Raw genomic sequence first — 18456 nt, forward strand, 5'->3', positions numbered from 1 at the left:
GCCATCCTGGCAATCGGCAGGGCGCGGACAGGCTTGTGCCGCCTCGTGCAACTCGGGGCGGTCAGGTCCGCAGCAAGATAACTTGAAGGTTGCTGTCTCGAGTTCCCCCACCCGTCCCCAGGGAGCCGCTCGACAATCCATCACGGGTCGCTGACACGCGACCGGCGCGACTGCGTGCGAGCCAGAAAAAGTGAGGCATGATGAGTACCCCAAGCCATGGCAGCGAATAAACAGCGGTTGTACGCCTGCCTCAGGGCACCCGGCATTCGCAACCTGAGCAGCCTGTTGCTGGGCCTGACCCTGGTGGGTTGCGCGGTCCACCCCAGCGCCTTCGACAACAGCCAGAACCAGGCCCGGGCCGACGACCTGATCGCCCGAGCCAACGCCAACCAGGAGCCCATCAACTGCCCCATCGACCTGTACCAGGCCATGGCCCGGGCCATCAAGTACAACCTGGATTCGCGGGTGGAACTGATGAACACCGCACTGGCCCAGCGCGAGCTGGACCTGCAGCACTATGACCTGCTGCCCAAGCTGGTGGCTTCCCTCGATTACAGCGGCCGCAACAACGATGCAGGGGCCAGCAGCCGCTCGCTGCTGACCGGCCAGACCTCCCTGGAACCCTCCACCTCATCGGACCGCGATGTGCTGGACAGCAACCTGCAACTGAGCTGGGACGTGCTGGACTTCGGCCTCTCCTACATACGGGCCAAACAGGCAGCGGACCAGGTGAGCATCGCCAAGGAACGCAAGCGCAAGGTCATCAACCAGATGATCGAGGACGTGCGCACGGCCTACTGGCGTGCCGTCAGCGCCCAACGCATGCTGGGCAAGCTAGAGGAGTTGCAGCACTCGACCCAGCAAGCCCTGGACCTGGCCAGCCAGCAGGAACAGGCCGGGCTCACCGCACCGCTGGCACCACTGAGCTACGAGCGCGAGCTCCTGGGTATCCAGCGGGATATCCAGGCCCTGGGCGGCGAACTGGGGGTGGCCAAGCAACAGCTGGCGGCCCTGATGAACCTGGCGCCCAACACCGCTTACGACGTAGCGCTGCCGGCGGACTCCAGCCCCTGGCAACCCCTGAGCCTGCCCGGGGTGGACAACAACGACCCGGCAGCCTGGCTGCGCCTGGCCATCGAGAACCGCCCCGAGCTGCGCGAAGTGGCCTACCAGTTGCGCAGCAACCAGAGCGAAAACACCGCCGCCCTGCTGCGCACCCTGCCGAACCTGAAGCTGTTCGTGGGCCTCAATAGCAGCAGCAACAGCTACCTCTACAACAACAACTGGGTGAGCTGGGGCGCGCAGACCAGCTGGAACCTGCTGAATGTGTTCCGCCTGCCTGCCGAACGGGCGAAGGTCCAGGCCACGGGCCAGGTGCTCGATGCCCGTCAGTTGGCCCTGACCACGGCCGTGGCCACCCAGCTCGAAGTCAGCCGCGCGCGCTATGCCCTGCGTCGCCAGGAACTGGATACGGCCCAGCGCTACTACCAGGTGCAGGAGCGCATCCAGGGGCAGATCGAAGCCGGTTACCAGGCACAGAAACTCAGCCGTCAGGCGCTGATACGCGAGCAGATGAATTCGCTGGTGGCACGGGTGCGCTACGACATCGCCCAGGCCGACCTGCAGAACGCCTACGCCAACGTCTTCGCGTCGCTGGGCATCGACCCGGTGGATGCCTCGATGCGCAGCAGCGACTCGGTCAGCGCCCTGACCGCCAAGCTGCGCAGCTTGTGGAATCAGCGCCAGGAACAGGTCACGCCCTTGGCCAGCGGCCCGCTCATGTTGCCTGCATCGTCGTTGCCGCTGGCCAGCGGCCCCACCTCCAGCGAGAACTATCATGAGTAAAACGTTTGTGCTGTTCACCAGTGTCTCGGGTTGCCGGGCGCTGTTGCTCGGCGCCTGGCTATTGCTGCTCGCTCCAACGGCCTGGAGCGCCGAACCGGGGTCCACACCGGGCGCCGACGAGAGCTTGGCACGGGGCGTACTGCGGGCGCAGAACGAGGCGCTACTGTCGTCCGCCCTGTCCGAGCGCATCGTCAGCATGCCGTTTCGCGAGGGCGAGCATTTTCGCAAGGGTGAGGTGCTGGTAGGGTTCGACTGTGGCCGGCTGACCGCCGAGATGCGTGCAGCCCGTGCGGGAGCTGCGGTCGAAGCGCGCAACGCCACGGTGCAGGACCAATTGCTGCGCATGGCGGCCACCGGCCAGGCCGACGCCGACATCGCCCATTACAAGCAGCAGGAACGCCAGGCCCAGGCCGAGGTGATCCAGGAACAGATGAAGGGTTGCCAGATTGTCGCGCCCTATTCCGGGCGTGTGGTGGAGGCGCTGGCCCGTGTCAACGAGACCCCAACCCCCAACGAGAAGCTGCTCAATATCGTCAGCGACGGCCAGCTGGAGCTGTACATGATAGTGCCGTCCAAATGGCTGGACTGGCTGAAGAACGGCTCAGAATTGCAACTGACCGTCGACGAGACCGGCGACGTACTGCCGGCCCGGGTTGAGCGTATTTCCGCAGCGGTGGACGCCGTGAGCCAGACAGTCAAGATCGTCGCCCAGGTAGAGCACTCGCCCGCCTCGGTGCTGCCGGGCATGAGTGGACAGGTGACGCTCACCGGCAACCGGCCACCCACCGCAGAACGCTAGCCCACCCTCTTCTTGCCACAGGATCGGAGCTGATCCCGGAGTCGTCCATGGCCCTGCATATCGCCTCATCCGGCAACGCTGCCGGTGGCCCCGCCGAGCGCCCGAACCACAGCGGCGCGGTGCTGATCCGCCTGGAGGGCGAACTGCGGCGCTGCGCTTCAAGTGAAGAGCTGTGGCTGCACCTGGCCAACGAGCCGCTGGCCTTGCTGCCCTTCGCCCAGGCGCTGGTGTTCGAGCCCAACGTGCGGCAGGCCGATGGCGGCGCCAGGGCGGGCAGCTCATGGACCGCGGTGGCCGTGTCCGGGCTGCCCCGGGTGAACCCTGATGCGCCCATGCTGCGCTGGTACGAGCGGCTGGTCGGCACCCTGTGGCGGCAGGACAGCAGCAGCCGCACGCTCCAGTTGTTCGACGCCACCCGGCATGCCGCCCCCAACGATCCCTGCACCGACGACAACGCCTTCCCCTACCTGATGTGGGTGCCCCTGGCCGACCACCAGCGGCCGGTCATGGCCGGCTGGCTGCTGGCCCGAGCGCAGCCCTGGGAAGAGGCTCACCTGACCCTGGCCGCGCGCCTGGGCCTGGCCTATGCCCATGGCCTGAGCGCCATTGCCGGCCGCGGCCGAGCTCCGGCAGCCTGGCGCCGGCAGCGCCCCTGGCTGTACCTGGCGCTGTTGCTGGGTGTGCTGGCACTGGCCCTGGTGCACCTGCCGCTGACCACCCTGGCGCCGGTCGAGGTCACGGCCCAGGCGCCCTTCGTGGTCACCGCGCCGATGCCGGCGGTGGTCGAACGCATTCTGGTGGCGCCGGGCGCGGCGGTCAGTGCCGGTACGCCGTTGGTGCAACTGGTGGACACACAACTGCGCAGCGACTACGAGGTGGCCAGCAAGAAACTCGAAGTGGCCCGGGCCAAGACACTGCGCCTGCAACAGGCCTCGATCGCCGACCCGGCCGCCAAGCGCGAATTGGCCATTGCGCAAACCGAGGAAATGCTCGCCCGCACCGAGCAGGACTATGCCCAGGCAATGCTGGCCAAGACCCTGTTACACGCGCCCCAGGCCGGTGTGGCGCTGTACGGCGACCCACGGGACTGGCAGGGCCGGCCGGTGGCGGTGGGCGAAGCCATCATGCGCATCGCCGATCCGCAACGGGTGGAATATCAGCTGAAGGTGCCGGTGGCCGATGCGGTCAACCTGCATGAGGGCGCCAAGGTCCGGGTGTTCCTCGATGCCGCGCCGCTGCAACCGCTGGATGCCAACCTCAGCCGCGCCGCCTACCGCGCCGAAGCCGACGCCGCGGGCATCGCCAGTTTCAACGCCATCGCCCAGGCCAGTGACTCCCAGGCCGCACCCGAGCGCCTGGGCCTGCGCGGTACGGCGCGCATCTATGGCGAACCCGTGACCCTGTTCTACTACCTGCTGCGCCGCCCGCTCACGGCGTTGCGTCAGGCCAGTGGAATCTGACGCCATGCACCTGAGCCCGAGCCCCACCGCAGATCAGCCGGATGCCGCCAACGACGGCACACTCGATGCCCTGCCCTTGCCACCGCTGCGCCAGGACCTGCGCCTGCTGCCAGCCCCGAGCGTTGGCCGGCCCCTGGCCCAGGCAGGCGCGTGGCGCATCTACGATCCGCTCAAACACAGCTTCTACGCCATCGACCATCAGGTGCTGGATATGCTCGGGCACTGGTCGCTAGGCACGCTCGGGGCCATGCGCAGCGCCGTGCAGCAAGACACTGGCGCCCGCCCCGAGGACGCCAAGGTGATGGCGCTCATCCAGTTCCTGCAGCAGCACGATCTCTGCCTGCCGCCGTCGCTCCAGGGCCATGCACGGCTGCTGCAGCGCCGCACCAGCAACCGGACCTCGCTGGCCAGGCGGCTGTTGCACCACTATCTTTTCTTCAAGGTGCCGCTGGCCCACCCCGATGCCTTCCTGCGGCGCACCCTGCCCTGGGTGACGCTGCTGTTCCAGCCGGCGTTCTGGTGGAGCATCGCCGCCCTGGGCGTGGTCGGCCTGTACCTGGTGTCGCGCCAGTGGGACAGCTTCCTGCATACCTTTCCCGGGCTGTTCTCGGTCAGCGGCGCCATCGCCTTCGGCCTGAGCCTGGCCCTGGTCAAGACCCTGCACGAGCTGGGTCATGGCTACACCGCGGTACGCCTGGGTTCGCGAGTCACCAGCATGGGCGTGGCCCTGGTTCTGATGACGCCGATTCTCTACACCGATACCACCGATGCCTGGCGCCTGCCGAACCGCCAGCGGGTGCTGATCGACGCCGCCGGCATGCTGGTGGAGCTGCTGGTGGCGGTACTCGCGACCCTGGCCTGGGTGTTCCTGCCCGACAGCCCCTGGCGCTCGGCAGCCTTCGCCCTGGCCAGCACCAGCTGGCTGCTGAGCCTGGGGGTCAATCTCAACCCGCTGATGCGCTTTGACGGTTACTACCTGTTCGCCGACCTGCTCGGGGTGCCGGGCCTGCAGCAACGAGCCTTCGCCATGGCCCGCTGGTGGTTGCGCGAGAAGCTGTGGGACTTCGGCGACGAGCCGCCCGAGCCCCTCGACCGGCGTGCCACGCTGATTTTCATCGGCTATGCCTGGGCCACCTGGGTGTATCGCCTGTTCCTGTTCCTCGGGATCGCGCTGCTGGTCTATCACTACTTTTTCAAGATTCTCGGGCTGTTTCTGTTCGCGGTGGAGATCGGCTGGTTCATCGTCAATCCGATCGCCCGCGAGCTGCGGATCTGGCTGCAGCGCCGGGGCGACGCGGGCCGGCGCGCCTATCTCAGCCTGGCGCTGATCGGCGCGGCACTGGCCATGCTGCTGGTGCCCCTGCCCTACCAGGTGCGAGTGCCGGCAGTGCTGACGGCAGCCCAGCAGACCCCGGTTTTCGCGGCGTACCCGGCGCGCATCGACTGCCTGCAGGTGGGTTACGACCAGCGAGTCAGCGCCGGCCAGCTGCTGTTGACCCTGGACGCACCGGAGCTGGACAGCCAGTTGCAAGCAGCCAGAGACCGCGAGCGGCTGCTGGTCGAGCGCCTGGAGCGGCGCGACGCGGACAGCCAGGACCTGTCGCAGAGCCTGGTGCTGGAACCTCAGTTGAGTCTGGAACGCGACCGCATCGCCGGCCTGCAGCGTGAACAGGCGCGCTTGCAGATTCGCGCGCCGGTGGCCGGGGTGGTGGCGCAGCTAGCGTCGGAGCTGTCGCCCGGGCGCTGGGTGGACGACAAGACCCAGCTGCTGCTGATCATCGAGCCCCAGCCCTTGCAGGCCCGTGGCTATGCCTATGCCGAAGACCTGCAACGCCTGTCGGCAGACGCCAGTGGCCACTTCGAGGATGAACAGCACCTGCTGCCGGACCTGAAGCTGCGGGTTTCACGCATAGGTGCCGCCGCCAACGACACCCTGGAGAACTGGATATTGGCTTCCACCTTTGGTGGCGAGGTGGCCTCACGGCCATTCGAGGGCCAGCAACGGGCCGAGCAATCGGTGTTCGAAGTCACGGCCGAGGTGCTGCAGGCGCCGCCTGTGGCGCCCTTGAGCGAAGTGCGGGGCGATATGTGGCTCAAGGCCAAGCCGGTCAGCCTGGCCAGCCGCGTAATGCGCCAGGTGGCCAGGGTGTTGCTGCGGGAGGCCGGAGCCTAGGGGCAGAGGTGAGCTTCGAGCTTCAAGCTTCAAGCGGCAAGTGGTCAGTGGATAGCAGTAAGCGGGTAGCGTGGCGGGCAGTGGGCAGGAGGCCGGCTGGCTTGTCGGGCGACTTCTTGATCAATCGCGCGGAGCTGTCCGCCGAAACCTGGGTGAGGTGTGAAGTGAAGGGCAAGTCCACCAGAAGGTTCAAAAACCACCACCAGCAGCGGTCAACTCCCTCGCTGTTTCTGCAAGCCCTGGAGCCGCGTGTGCTGCTCGATGCCGCCGCCGCCAAGACCTTGCAACAGGCAGTCAAGACCACACCGGCCGCGCCAGCGGACACGGCGGACACTCAAGCGCATGCGAACCTGGTGGCGGCGCTGGGCAGCGTCGGCACTGCCGCGCCCCAACCTGCGGCGCCAACCGCGGCGGCCCACGAGGTGTACTTCATCGACATGACGGTGGCCCAGCCTGGCGTACTGGCCCAGGACCTGCCCGCCGGCGCCGAGGTTCATTACATTCCCCAGGGCGTGGACGGCGTCCGCTTCATCGCCCAGACCCTGGTCGGGCGCAGCAATATAAGCGCCATCCAGATCATCAGCCACGGTGAAGAGGACATGCTGTTCCTCGGCACCGACACCCTGACCCTGCTGAGCATGCAAAGCACCTATCGCGCCGAGCTGGCGCAGATCGGCGCCAGCCTCGCCCCGGGCGGCGACATCCTGCTGTACGGTTGCGACTTCGGCAAAGGCAGCGATGGCGCGCAGGCGGTCGAGACCCTGAGCAGCATCACCGGCGCCAACGTCGCCGCGGCCACTGGCGATGTCGGCGCTGCCAACCTGGGTGGCAGCTGGACCCTGGACCGCCAGAGCGGGCCCATCGACGTGGCCAGCGTGAGCGCGCCGGACTGGGAACACCTGCTGGCGCCACCAACCCTGACTTCGACCAACAGCCTGAGCTACAGCGGCACCGAGAACAGCGGTGCGCCGGTCAATGGCACGGCTGCCGGGGTGCTGGTTTCCAGCTATACGGTGAATGAGACCGACAGCAACCCCGGCTCGCACCCGGGCATCGCCCTGACCGGCGCCGACACCACGAATGGAACCTGGTGGTACAGCCTGAACGGCGGCAGCACCTGGAACAGCGTCGGCGCGGTGTCCAGCAGCAGCGCCCTGCTGTTGCCGGGCAACGCCTCCACCTATCTGTATTTTCAGCCCAACAGCAACTTCTTCGGCAGCGCCGGCAATGCCCTGACCCTGCTGGCCTGGGACCAGACCGCTGGCACCGCAGGCATCCAGGTCAACCCCAATAGCATTGCCGGCGCGGTTTCCACCGCCTCCAACACGGTGGCGGTGGCGGTCAACGAGGTGTTCTACGCGCCCACCCTGACCCCACTGAACCAGACCATCTGGGCCACTATGCTTAACGACGGGGTGCCGCAAGGCGCCGTCGGCAGCCAGGTGTCCAATCTGCTGACTGGGGTCAGTGATGTGAATGCCGGCACCGCCGAGGGCATCGCGATCACCGGTGCCAGCAGCCAGGGCACGCTGTATTACTACGGCAGCTCCAGTGGAACCTGGCAATCGGTCAGCAGCTCCAGCCTGTCCAATACCAATGCCTTGCTGCTGGGCCCTACCAACCTGATCTACTTCATGCCCAGCAGCTACGCCAATGGCAATATCGCCAATGCGCTGACCTTCCGCGCCTGGGATCAACAAAGCGGAACGGTGTACCACTTCGCCGATACGTCGAGCAACGGCGGCACCACGGCCTTTTCCAGTGCCACCGATACGCTGAACATGGTGATCAACACGCGGCCGGTGATCAATGCTCCGCCCCCGACCTTCAATGCCCCGGACAATACCAGCGGGCCACTCAATGGCACGGCGGTGGGCGTACCTGTGTCTGCGCTGACCGGGAACTTCTCGGACACCGGCCAGGCCACTCAGATGGGCATCGCGATTTCCGCCTATAACGGGGCCCTTGGAGTCTGGTGGTACACCGCCAATAACGGCGCCAACTGGTACCAGCTGCCCAGCAATCTGGGCAGTACCAATGTCCTGCTCCTGGGCGGCAGCGATGCACGGATCTATCTGCAGTCGTCCAGCGCCACCGCCAGTGGCAACCAGGGTATCGGGCTGTACATGTACGCCTGGGACATGACCGCCGGAACATCGGGCAATCTCTTCAATGCCTCGGTGAACACCGCGTTCTCCAGCAGCTACACCACCATGAACCTGAGCAGCGGCCAGTATCCGCCGGTGGTCGACCTCGACAGCACCAGCCCAGGCATCAACTTCAACGCCGCTTACTACGATGGCCGCAACAACGCGGCCATCGCCCTGTTCCCCACGGTCAGCGATCCCGATGGCGCCAATATCGCCTCGATGAGCGTAACCCTGTCCAATCCCACCGCGGCCGACAGCCTCTACCTGACGCAGGCAGTGGCAGGCATCAGCTCCAGCTACAACGCCAGCACCGGGGTGCTGTCCCTGAGCGGCAGCAGTGCCCCGGTCAACTACCAGATCGCCTTGGGCAATATCCGCTTCAGCACCAGCAACACCGCGCCCATCGCCCACACGATCACGGTCAGTGCCGTGGCCTCCGATATCGCCACCCCGTCGGCCACTGCCAGCGCCACGCTCACGCTCTACGACAACAACGGCAGCGCACCGACGACCAGCGTGGTCACTCCCGCCACAGCGGCCACCACGGGGGCCAACCCCTCGGGCAACACCATCGCCACCACCATCGACGGCGCCAGCGGGGCCAATGTGCCCTACTATCGCGACGCTGGCCCGATCGCCATGATCACCTATACCTTCAGCACGCCGCTCAACGACCTGCGCACGGTGCAGATCTTCAACAACGGCGGCTCGAATCTGGGCGACAACCAGGCCATGGGGGAAATCGGCACACTGGAGTTCTTCAATGCCAGTGGCGGCCTGATCACCTCGACCACCGCCTATTACACCCCCAATGCGTTGCCCGACGGTGCAACGGGGGGCGAGCCTTATCAGATCGATGCCGGTTCGCTCAACGGCGTAGCCAAGATCGAGCTGCTCAATACCTCGGGGCGCGGCGATCAGTATGTGGCCTTCAACGAGTTCAACGTGATTACCGGGAACGACATACCCCAGCTACAGAACCCGGGCATCACAGGCCAGAGTTTCAATGCCAGCACCGGCAACTACGCCGCCACCACGGCCCAGGACGTGGCCTTCAATGGCCAGGTATTGGCTGCCGATCCTGATGGCGAAGCACTGACCTATGCCATCAGCAGCCAGCCCAGCCACGGCACCCTGACCCTCAATGCCAGCACTGGCACCTACATCTATACCCCGACCCTGGACTACAACGGCGGTGATACCTTCGTCGTCACCGCCAATGACGGCCATGGGGCTACGGTGCAGTCCACCGTCAGCATGACGGTCACTCCTGTGACCGATATCGCCAATGACACGGCCAGCACCAATGAGAACACCCTGGTCAATATCAATGTCCTGGCCAATGACAGCTTCCAGAACCCCAGCCATACCATTACAGCCATCAATGGCACGGCGGTATCGATGGGTACTCCGCTGGCCGTAAGCAACGGCGCGGTCACCCTGCAAGCCAATGGCACGCTGAACTTCCAGCCAGCAACCAACTATTACGGCAGCACCAGTTTCACTTACACGGTCAGTTCCGGGGGAGTGAACGAGACGGCCACAGTGACCGTGGCGGTGGATGCCTTGCCGCAGCAGCAAGATCCCGGTTTGGCAGGTCAGACCTTCAATGCCAGCACTGGTAACTACAGCGCTACCACCACCCAGGATGTGGCCTATAACGGACAAGTGTCGGCCACTGATCCCGATGGCAATACCCTGACCTATTCGCTGGTCGGTCAACCCAGTCATGGCGCGGTCAGCCTTAACTCCAGCACCGGCGCCTATACCTACACACCAACCCTGGACTACCACGGCAGCGACAGTTTCAGCGTCAGCATCAGTGATGGCCAAGGCGCTACCGTGCAATCCACCGTCAGCATGACAGTCACCCCCGTGACCGATATCGCCAATGACAGCGCCAGTACCATCGAAAATACCGCCGTCACTATCAATGTCCTGGCGAACGACAGCTTCCAGAATCCCGGCCATACCATTACAGCCATCAATGGCACGGCGGTATCGGTGGGTACACCGCTGGCCGTAAGCAACGGCAGCGTCACCCTGCAAGCCAACGGCACCCTGAACTTTCAGCCCGCCAATAACTACTACGGCAGCACCAGTTTCACCTACACCGTCAGCTCCGGTGGGGTGAATGAAACCGCCACGGTCAGTGTGCTAGTGGATGCCTTACCGCAACAGCAAGATCCCGGTGTAGCTGGTCAGAATTTCAACCCCAGCACCGGTAACTACAGCGCTATCACCCCCCAGGATATGGCCTATAACGGCCAAGTTTCAGCCACTGACCCCGATGGCAATACCCTGACCTATTCGCTGGTCGGTCAACCCAGCCATGGCACGGTCAGTGTTAATGCCAGCACCGGCGCCTATACCTACACCCCAACCTTGGACTACCACGGCACTGATAGCTTCGCCGTCAGCATCAGCGATGGACATGGCGCTACCGTGCAGTCCAGCGTCAGCATGACCGTCACTCCAGTCACCGATATCGCCAATGACAGCGCCAGCACCGTCGAAAACACTGCCGCCACTATCAATGTCCTGGCGAACGACAGCTTCCAGAACCCCAGCCATACCATCACAGCCATCAATGGCACGGCGGTATCGGTCGGTACTCCGCTGGCCGTAAGCAACGGTACGGTCACCCTGCAAGCCAATGGCATGCTGAACTTCCAGCCTGCAACCAACTATTACGGCAGCACCAGTTTCACTTACACGGTCAGTTCCGGTGGGGTGAATGAAACCGCCACGGTCAGCGTCAACATCAATGGCGTACCGCAGTTCGAAAGCGTCAATGTCACCGGAGAAAGCTTCAACGCCGGCACCGGCAATTACGCGGCCACCACCGAACAGAACACAGCCTTCAATGGCCAGGTAATGGCCGTGGACCCGGATGGCGAAACGCTGACTTATGCGATCAGCAGCCAGCCCGGCCACGGCACCTTGACCCTCAACGCCAGCACCGGCGCTTACACCTACACCCCAACGGCGGACTACAACGGCAACGACAGCTTCGTCGTCACCGCCAATGACGGCCATGGCGCTACCGCGCAATCCAGTGTCGGCCTGACCGTGACCCCAGTCACCGAGATTGCCAATGACACGGCCAGCACCAATGAGAACACCCCGGTCAATATCAATGTGCTGGCCAACGACAGCTTCCAGAACCCGGACCGTTACATCAGTCAGATCAATGGCACCGCTATAACCCAAGGCACCCCACTGACCGTTGGCAATGGCAGCGTGACCCTGGAAGCCAACGGCACTCTGGACTTCCAACCAGCGACCCACTTCTACGGCACCACCAGCTTTACCTATACGGTGAACTCCGGCGGGGTGAACGAAACAGCCACAGTAACCGTGACGGTGAACGCCCTGCCGGTACTGCAAGACCCCGGGCTGGCCGGGCAGAATTTCAATGCCAGCACTGGCAACTACAGCGCCAGCACCCCCCAGGATGTGGCCTACAGCGGCCAGGTCGAAGCCACTGACCCGGACGGCAGTACCTTGAGCTACAGCGCCAGTGCTGAACCGAGTCATGGCTCCCTGACGCTCAACGCCAGTACGGGCGCCTACACCTACACCCCAACCCTGGACTACCACGGCAGTGACAGTTTCAGCGTCACCATCAGCGACGGGCATGGCGCCACGCTGCAATCCACGGTCAATATGACCGTGACTCCAGTCACCGATATTGCCAATGACAGTGCCAGCACCCTCGAAAACACCGCCGTCACCATCAATGTCCTGGCCAATGACAGCTTCCAGAACAGCGAACGCTATATCAGCCAGATCAATGGCACGGCGATTACCCAGGGCACGCCACTGGCCGTGAGCAATGGCACTGTCACTCTGCAAGCCGATGGCACGCTGTATTTCCAACCCAGCAGCAACTACTACGGCAGCACCAGCTTTGCCTACACCGTCAGCTCCGGCGGGGTGAACGAGACGGCTACAGTGACCGTGGCAGTGGATGCCTTGCCGCAGCAGCAAGATCCTGGTGTGGCAGGTCAGACCTTCAACCCTGGCACTGGCAACTACAGCGCCAGCACCACTCAGGATGTGGCCTATAACGGACAAGTCTCGGCCACTGATCCCGATGGCAATACCCTGACCTACTCGCTGGTCGGCCAGCCCGGCCATGGCACGGTCAGCCTCAATGCCAGCACCGGCGCCTATACCTACACACCGACCCTGGATTACCACGGCAGTGACAGTTTCACCGTCGCCGTCAGCGACGCTCAGGGTGCCACGGTGCAGTCCAGCGTCGACATGACGATCACCCCCGTGAGCGATATCGCCAATGACAGCGCCAGTACCATCGAAAACACCCCGGTCACCATCAATGTGCTGGCCAATGACAGCTTCCAGAATCCGGGACGCTATATCAGCCAGATCAATGGCACGGCCGTTGGCCAGGGTACGCCGCTGGCCGTGAACAATGGCACTGTCACCCTGCAGGCCGATGGCACTCTGAACTTCCAGCCCGCCAATAACTACTACGGCACAACCAGCTTCACTTACACAGTCAGCTCAGGCGGGGTAAATGAAACCGCTACGGTCAGTGTGCTGGTGGATGCCTTGCCACAGCTGCAAGACCCCGGTACCACAGGCCAGAGCTTCGACTCCGGCACTGGCAACTACAGCGCCAGCACCACCCAGGATGTGGCCTACAGCGGCCAGGTCGAAGCCACTGATCCGGATGGCAATACCCTGAGCTATACGCTCAACGCGCAACCGCTGCATGGCAGCGTATCGATCAACTCCGCGACCGGGGCCTACACCTACACTCCAACCCTGGACTACCACGGCAGTGACAACTTCACCGTCGCCATCAGCGATGGCCATGGTGCCACCGTGCAATCTAGCGTCAGCATGACCGTGACCCCAGTCACCGATATTGCCAATGACAGTGTGGTCACCCAGGAGAACAGTCCGGTCAATATCGATGTCTTCGCCGCCGACAGCTTCCAGAACCCTGACCACAGCATCATCGCCATCAATGGCACGGCGGTGGCGGTAGGCGCACCGCTGGCAGTGAGCAATGGCAGCGTGACCCTGCAGGCCGATGGCACCCTGAACTTCCAACCAGCGACCCACTTCTACGGTTCCACCAGTTTCACTTACACGGTGAGCTCCGGCGGGGTGAACGAGACGGCCACGGTCAGCGTGACGGTGAACGCCCTGCCGGTGCTGCAGGACCCCGGGCTGGCCGGGCAGAGCTTCAATGCCAACACTGGCAACTACAGCGCCAGTACTCCCCAGGATGTGGCCTACAGCGGCCAGGTCGAAGCCACTGACCCGGACGGCAGTACCTTGAGCTACAGCACCAGTACCCAACCGGGCCATGGCACCCTGAGCCTCAACGCCAGTACGGGCGCCTACACCTACACCCCAACCCTGGACTACCACGGCAGTGACAGTTTCAGCGTCACCATCAGCGACGGGCATGGCGCCACGCTGCAATCCACGGTCAGTATGACCGTGACTCCAGTCACCGATATCGCCAATGACAGTGCCAGTACCATCGAGAATGCTCCGATCACTATCAACGTCCTGGCCAATGACAGCTTCCAGAACAGCGGGCGCTATATCAGCCAGATCAATGGCACGGCGATTACCCAGGGCACGCCACTGGCCGTGAGCAATGGCACTGTCACTCTGCGAGCCGATGGCACGCTGTATTTCCAACCCAGCAGCAACTACTACGGCAGCACCAGCTTTACCTACACCGTCAGCTCCGGCGGGGTGAACGAGACGGCTACAGTGACCGTGGCAGTGGATGCCTTGCCGCAGCAGCAAGATCCTGGTGTGGCAGGTCAGACCTTCAACCCTGGCACTGGCAACTACAGCGCCAGCACCACTCAGGATGTGGCCTATAACGGACAAGTCTCGGCCACTGATCCCGATGGCAATACCCTGACCTACTCGCTGGTCGGCCAGCCCGGCCATGGCACGGTCAGCCTCAATGCCAGCACCGGCGCCTATACCTACACACCGACCCTGGATTACCACGGCAGTGACAGTTTCACCGTCGCCGTCAGCGACGCTCAGGGCGCCACGGTGCAGTCCAGCGTCAGCATGACCGTGACCCCAGTGACCGATATCGCCAATGACAGTGCCAGTACCATCGAGAATGCCCCGGTCACCATCAACGTCCTGGCCAATGACAGCTTCCAGAACAGCGGGCGCTATATCAGCCAGATCAATGGCACGGCGATTACCCAGGGCACGCCACTGGCCGTGAGCAATGGCACTGTCACTCTGCAAGCCGATGGCACGCTGTATTTCCAACCCAGCAGCAACTACTACGGCAGCACCAGCTTTACCTACACCGTCAGCTCCGGCGGGGTGAACGAGACGGCCACAGTGACCGTGGCAGTGGATGCCTTGCCACAGCAGCAAGATCCTGGTGTGGCAGGTCAGAGCCTCAATCCCAGCACCGGTAACTACAGCGCTACCACCACCCAGGATGTGACTTATAACGGCCAGGTGTCGGCCAGCGATCCCGATGGCAATACCCTGACCTACTCGTTGGCCGGCCAGCCCGGCCATGGCACGGTCAGCCTCAATGCCAGCACCGGCGCCTATACCTACACGCCAACCCTGGATTACCACGGCAGCGACAACTTCACCGTCGCCATCAGCGATGGGCATGGCGCGACCGTGCAGTCCAGCGTCAGCATGACGGTCACACCCGTGACCGATATCGCTAACGACAGCGCCAGTACCATCGAGAATACGCCGATCGATATCGAGGTCCTGGCCAATGACAGTTTCCAGAACAGCGAACGCTATATCAGCCAGATCAATGGCACAGCCATTACCCAGGGCACGCCGTTGGCCGTAAGCAATGGCACGGTCACCCTGCAGGCCGATGGCAGTCTGTATTTCCAGCCAACGACCCACTATTACGGCAACACCAGCTTCACCTATACCGTGAACTCCGGAGGGGTGAACGAGACGGCCACAGTGACCGTGGCGGTCGATGCCCTGCCACAGCAGCAAGATCCAGGTGTGACAGGACAGACCTTCAATGCCAGCACTGGAAACTACAGCGCCACCACTACCCAGGATGTGGCCTATAACGGCCAGGTGTCGGCCACCGATCCCGATGGCAATATCCTGAGCTACTCGCTGGTCGGTCAACCCAGTCATGGCGCGGTCAGCCTTAACTCCAGCACCGGCGCCTACACCTACACGCCGACACTGGATTACCACGGCAGCGACAATTTCACCGTCGCCATCAGCGATGGGCATGGCGCGACCGTGCAGTCCAGCGTCAGCATGACCGTGACCCCAGTCACTGATATTGCCAATGACAGTGCCAGCACCATCGAAAACACCGCCGTCACTATCAATGTCCTGGCCAACGACAGCTTCCAGAACCCCAGCCATACCATTACGGCCATCAATGGCACGGCAGTATCGGTAGGCACGCCACTGGCCGTAAGCAACGGCACGGTGACCCTGCAAGCCAACGGTATGCTGAACTTCCAGCCAGCAACCAACTATTACGGCAGCACCAGTTTCACTTACACCATCAGTTCCGGCGGGGTGAATGAAACCGCCACGGTCAGTGTGCTGGTGGATGCTCTACCGCAGCTACGAGACCCCGGCGCCACGGGGCAGACCTTCACCCCCGGCACCGGCAGCTACAACGCCACCACCACCCAGGATGTGGCCTATAACGGACAAGTGTCAGCCACTGATCCCGATGGCAATACCCTGACTTACTCGTTGGCCGGTCAACCCAGTCATGGCACGGTCAGTGTTAATGCCAGCACCGGCGCCTATACCTACACCCCAACCCTGGACTACCACGGCAGTGACAGCTTCGCCGTCAGCATCAGCGATGGACATGGCGCTACCGTGCAATCCAGCGTCAGCATGACCGTCACTCCAGTCACCGATATTGCCAATGACAGCGCCAGCACCAACGAGAACACTGCGGTCAGCATCAATGTCCTGGCTAACGACAGCTTCCGCAATCCGGACCACAGGATCACCGCCATCGATGGTGTCGCGGTATCGGTGGGCACGCCGCTGGTGGTGAGCAATGGCAGCGTCGTGCTGGAAGCTGATGGGACGCTGACCTTCCAGCCAGCGGAACACTTCCACGGCAACACCCGCTTCAGCTACACGGTGACCTCAGGCGGAGTCGAGGCAATGACCAATGTCGAGATCAGGGTCAACGCCACGACACCGACTGTCGTTGACAGCACACCGACAGCCCCGGCCAATAGCGCCCCCAAGGGGCTGCCCGGCGAGAGCATCAGTGTGCACAACGACAGCGCGATTGAGTCACGCGCCAGGCTCGACATCGGCGAAACGCCAGATGCGGCATATGCCATGGACAACAGCGTGATCATCGACAGCGCGGTCAACGCCATCGCTTCGTTGAACGGGCAGGCCGCGCCAGAATCGATGGAGGGAGCCGTGTGCCGCGTGGTGAACGAGATCGACCATCTGGCCGGTATCGAGGCGCTGCCGGAAAAGGGTGTCGTCCTGCAGGCCACCCATGCACTCTCGGCATTGCACGGTATCAATGAACACCGCGTGCACGACACACGCAGCAACCCCGCCAGCCTCTTGCACCGAGGTCTGGAGTGGAATCCCATGGCCTCGGCCACGGACATCCTGTCTTCCCTCAGGCCCGCCAGCGGACCACACCTGGAGCTGCTCGGCCAGGGCAACGACTTCTGGCTGACGGCCAGCGGTGATGGCGAAGCAGGTCGTATCGTGCGGGTCGAACTGGAGGGCGCGCGCGCCCTGCCAGAGTGGATACGCAGCGACCAGGGCACGGTGTTCATCAACCGGCCGGCCAACGTCGAACAGCTGCGTCTTCGGGTCACCACCGTCTCGCCAGCACAGCGGATGACAAGCCGGGTGATCGAGATTGACTTGCTCTCAGGTCAGATGCGCGACGTGCACGACACACCGATTCGAAGCGTCGGCAAGATCGCCGCAAGCACTGCCGCACTGCCGTTCAACGCGCAACTGGAGCGGGCACTCCAGTCCCGCAGAGCTGCAGACGCCACGCTGCTGGAGCTGTTGGGCAAGCCCTAGCCACAGGCGGCTGGAACGCCAATGGAGGGGTTCCAGCCGTCTGCTTCAGGTGCTCTCAGGAGTCCGGTTTGGCCAACTGGCCCAGGCGCTTCAACCCGCGATGCACCTGTGCACGCAAGGCCACTTCGGACAGCCCGGTACGGGCCGCAGCCTGCGCGACACTCAGCTCATCGAGCTTGATCAGCTCGATGGCCAGACGCTGGGCCGGGGTCAGTTCGAGCAGCAGCCGGCGCACGTCCACCTCGGGTACCGGGTGAACCTCGGCATCGACAAGAAGAAACTCGGGGACCTCATCTAGCGGCTGGAGCAGCGCTTCGTGACGGAGGGACTGGCGCCAGTAATCGATGAGTTTGTGACGGGCAATTGCGAATATCCAGGCGGTAATGGGCAGGGAGGAATCATAACTGCTACATCGAAGATGCAAGGCCAGCAGGCTCTCCTGCACCAGGTCCTCGATGTAGCTCTGGTGCCTGCCCAAGCGGCGACGGTAATAGGTACGAATCAGGCAGGCCATGCGGCCCAGGGCCTTATCGCGGGCCAACTGGTCCCCCGACTGGGCGCGTATCCACAACTCACGGAGCCCTGACTCGATTTCATGCCAACGGGAAGAGGGACGATCACCAGACATATCGTTCAGCGACGCTCATCTCAAAGGCCATGCATCCACGTTGCAACGCTGCCTGCCCCCGGGCGGCAGCGAGCCTGAGTATAGCCAACAACGCCTGTGGCCCATGCTCATGGCGGTTGCACTGACAATGCTGCGAAAAGCAATTCCACGAAGGAAATACTCCCAAAGAGGTGCAACAAAGGCTCAGCAGACGGCGAATTAATAAATGCAATCCCGATCACTCAATTCGGCTGGCACTACTCCGGCCTCAGGTTCATGGAGCCCGGCTCAAGCCGCTTTCAGACGATAGACTGACACAAGATGTCCTAGCTTGATTCCAACCTTGCTGGAGA

At 63.3% G+C, this 18456-nt stretch carries 6 protein-coding genes; 5 read left to right on the forward strand and 1 reads right to left on the reverse strand.

The annotated features are described in order from the left end of the window. Positions 1 to 216 precede the first annotated feature (216 nt). From J4P02_RS20715 to J4P02_RS20735, 5 genes are all read left to right on the forward strand, one after another. The gene (locus tag J4P02_RS20715) at positions 217 to 1845 is read left to right on the forward strand and encodes a TolC family protein (RefSeq protein WP_426193686.1); all 1629 of its coding nucleotides are present in this window, start codon (positions 217 to 219) and stop codon (positions 1843 to 1845) included. After that, a complete protein-coding gene (locus J4P02_RS20720; protein WP_426193688.1) occupies positions 1838 to 2644 on the forward strand; it encodes an efflux RND transporter periplasmic adaptor subunit in 807 nt (268 codons plus the stop codon). Before J4P02_RS20715 ends, J4P02_RS20720 begins: the two co-directional genes overlap by 8 nt. A 47-nt stretch (positions 2645 to 2691) precedes the next feature. Then, positions 2692 to 4104 carry an efflux RND transporter periplasmic adaptor subunit gene (locus tag J4P02_RS20725; protein WP_426193690.1) on the forward strand — a complete coding sequence of 471 codons (1413 nt, stop codon included), beginning with the start codon at positions 2692 to 2694 and terminating at the stop codon, positions 4102 to 4104. 4 nt (positions 4105 to 4108) lie between these two features. Beyond that, a complete protein-coding gene (locus J4P02_RS20730; RefSeq protein WP_426193692.1) occupies positions 4109 to 6277 on the forward strand; it encodes an HlyD family efflux transporter periplasmic adaptor subunit in 2169 nt (722 codons plus the stop codon). A gap of 251 nt (positions 6278 to 6528) precedes the next feature. Further along, positions 6529 to 17496: an Ig-like domain-containing protein gene (locus J4P02_RS20735; RefSeq protein WP_426193694.1), complete on the forward strand. Its 10968-nt coding sequence runs from the start codon at positions 6529 to 6531 to the stop codon at positions 17494 to 17496. A 55-nt stretch (positions 17497 to 17551) separates the two neighbouring features. Here the strand turns inward: J4P02_RS20735 and J4P02_RS20740 are convergent, their stop codons facing one another. Then, positions 17552 to 18037 (reverse strand): sigma-70 family RNA polymerase sigma factor, encoded by a 486-nt coding sequence (locus tag J4P02_RS20740; protein WP_426193696.1) that lies wholly within the window; start codon positions 18035 to 18037, stop codon positions 17552 to 17554. Positions 18038 to 18456 lie beyond the last annotated feature (419 nt).

This window comes from Pseudomonas sp. NFXW11 (assembly GCF_049887815.1).
Classification (GTDB): domain Bacteria; phylum Pseudomonadota; class Gammaproteobacteria; order Pseudomonadales; family Pseudomonadaceae; genus Aquipseudomonas.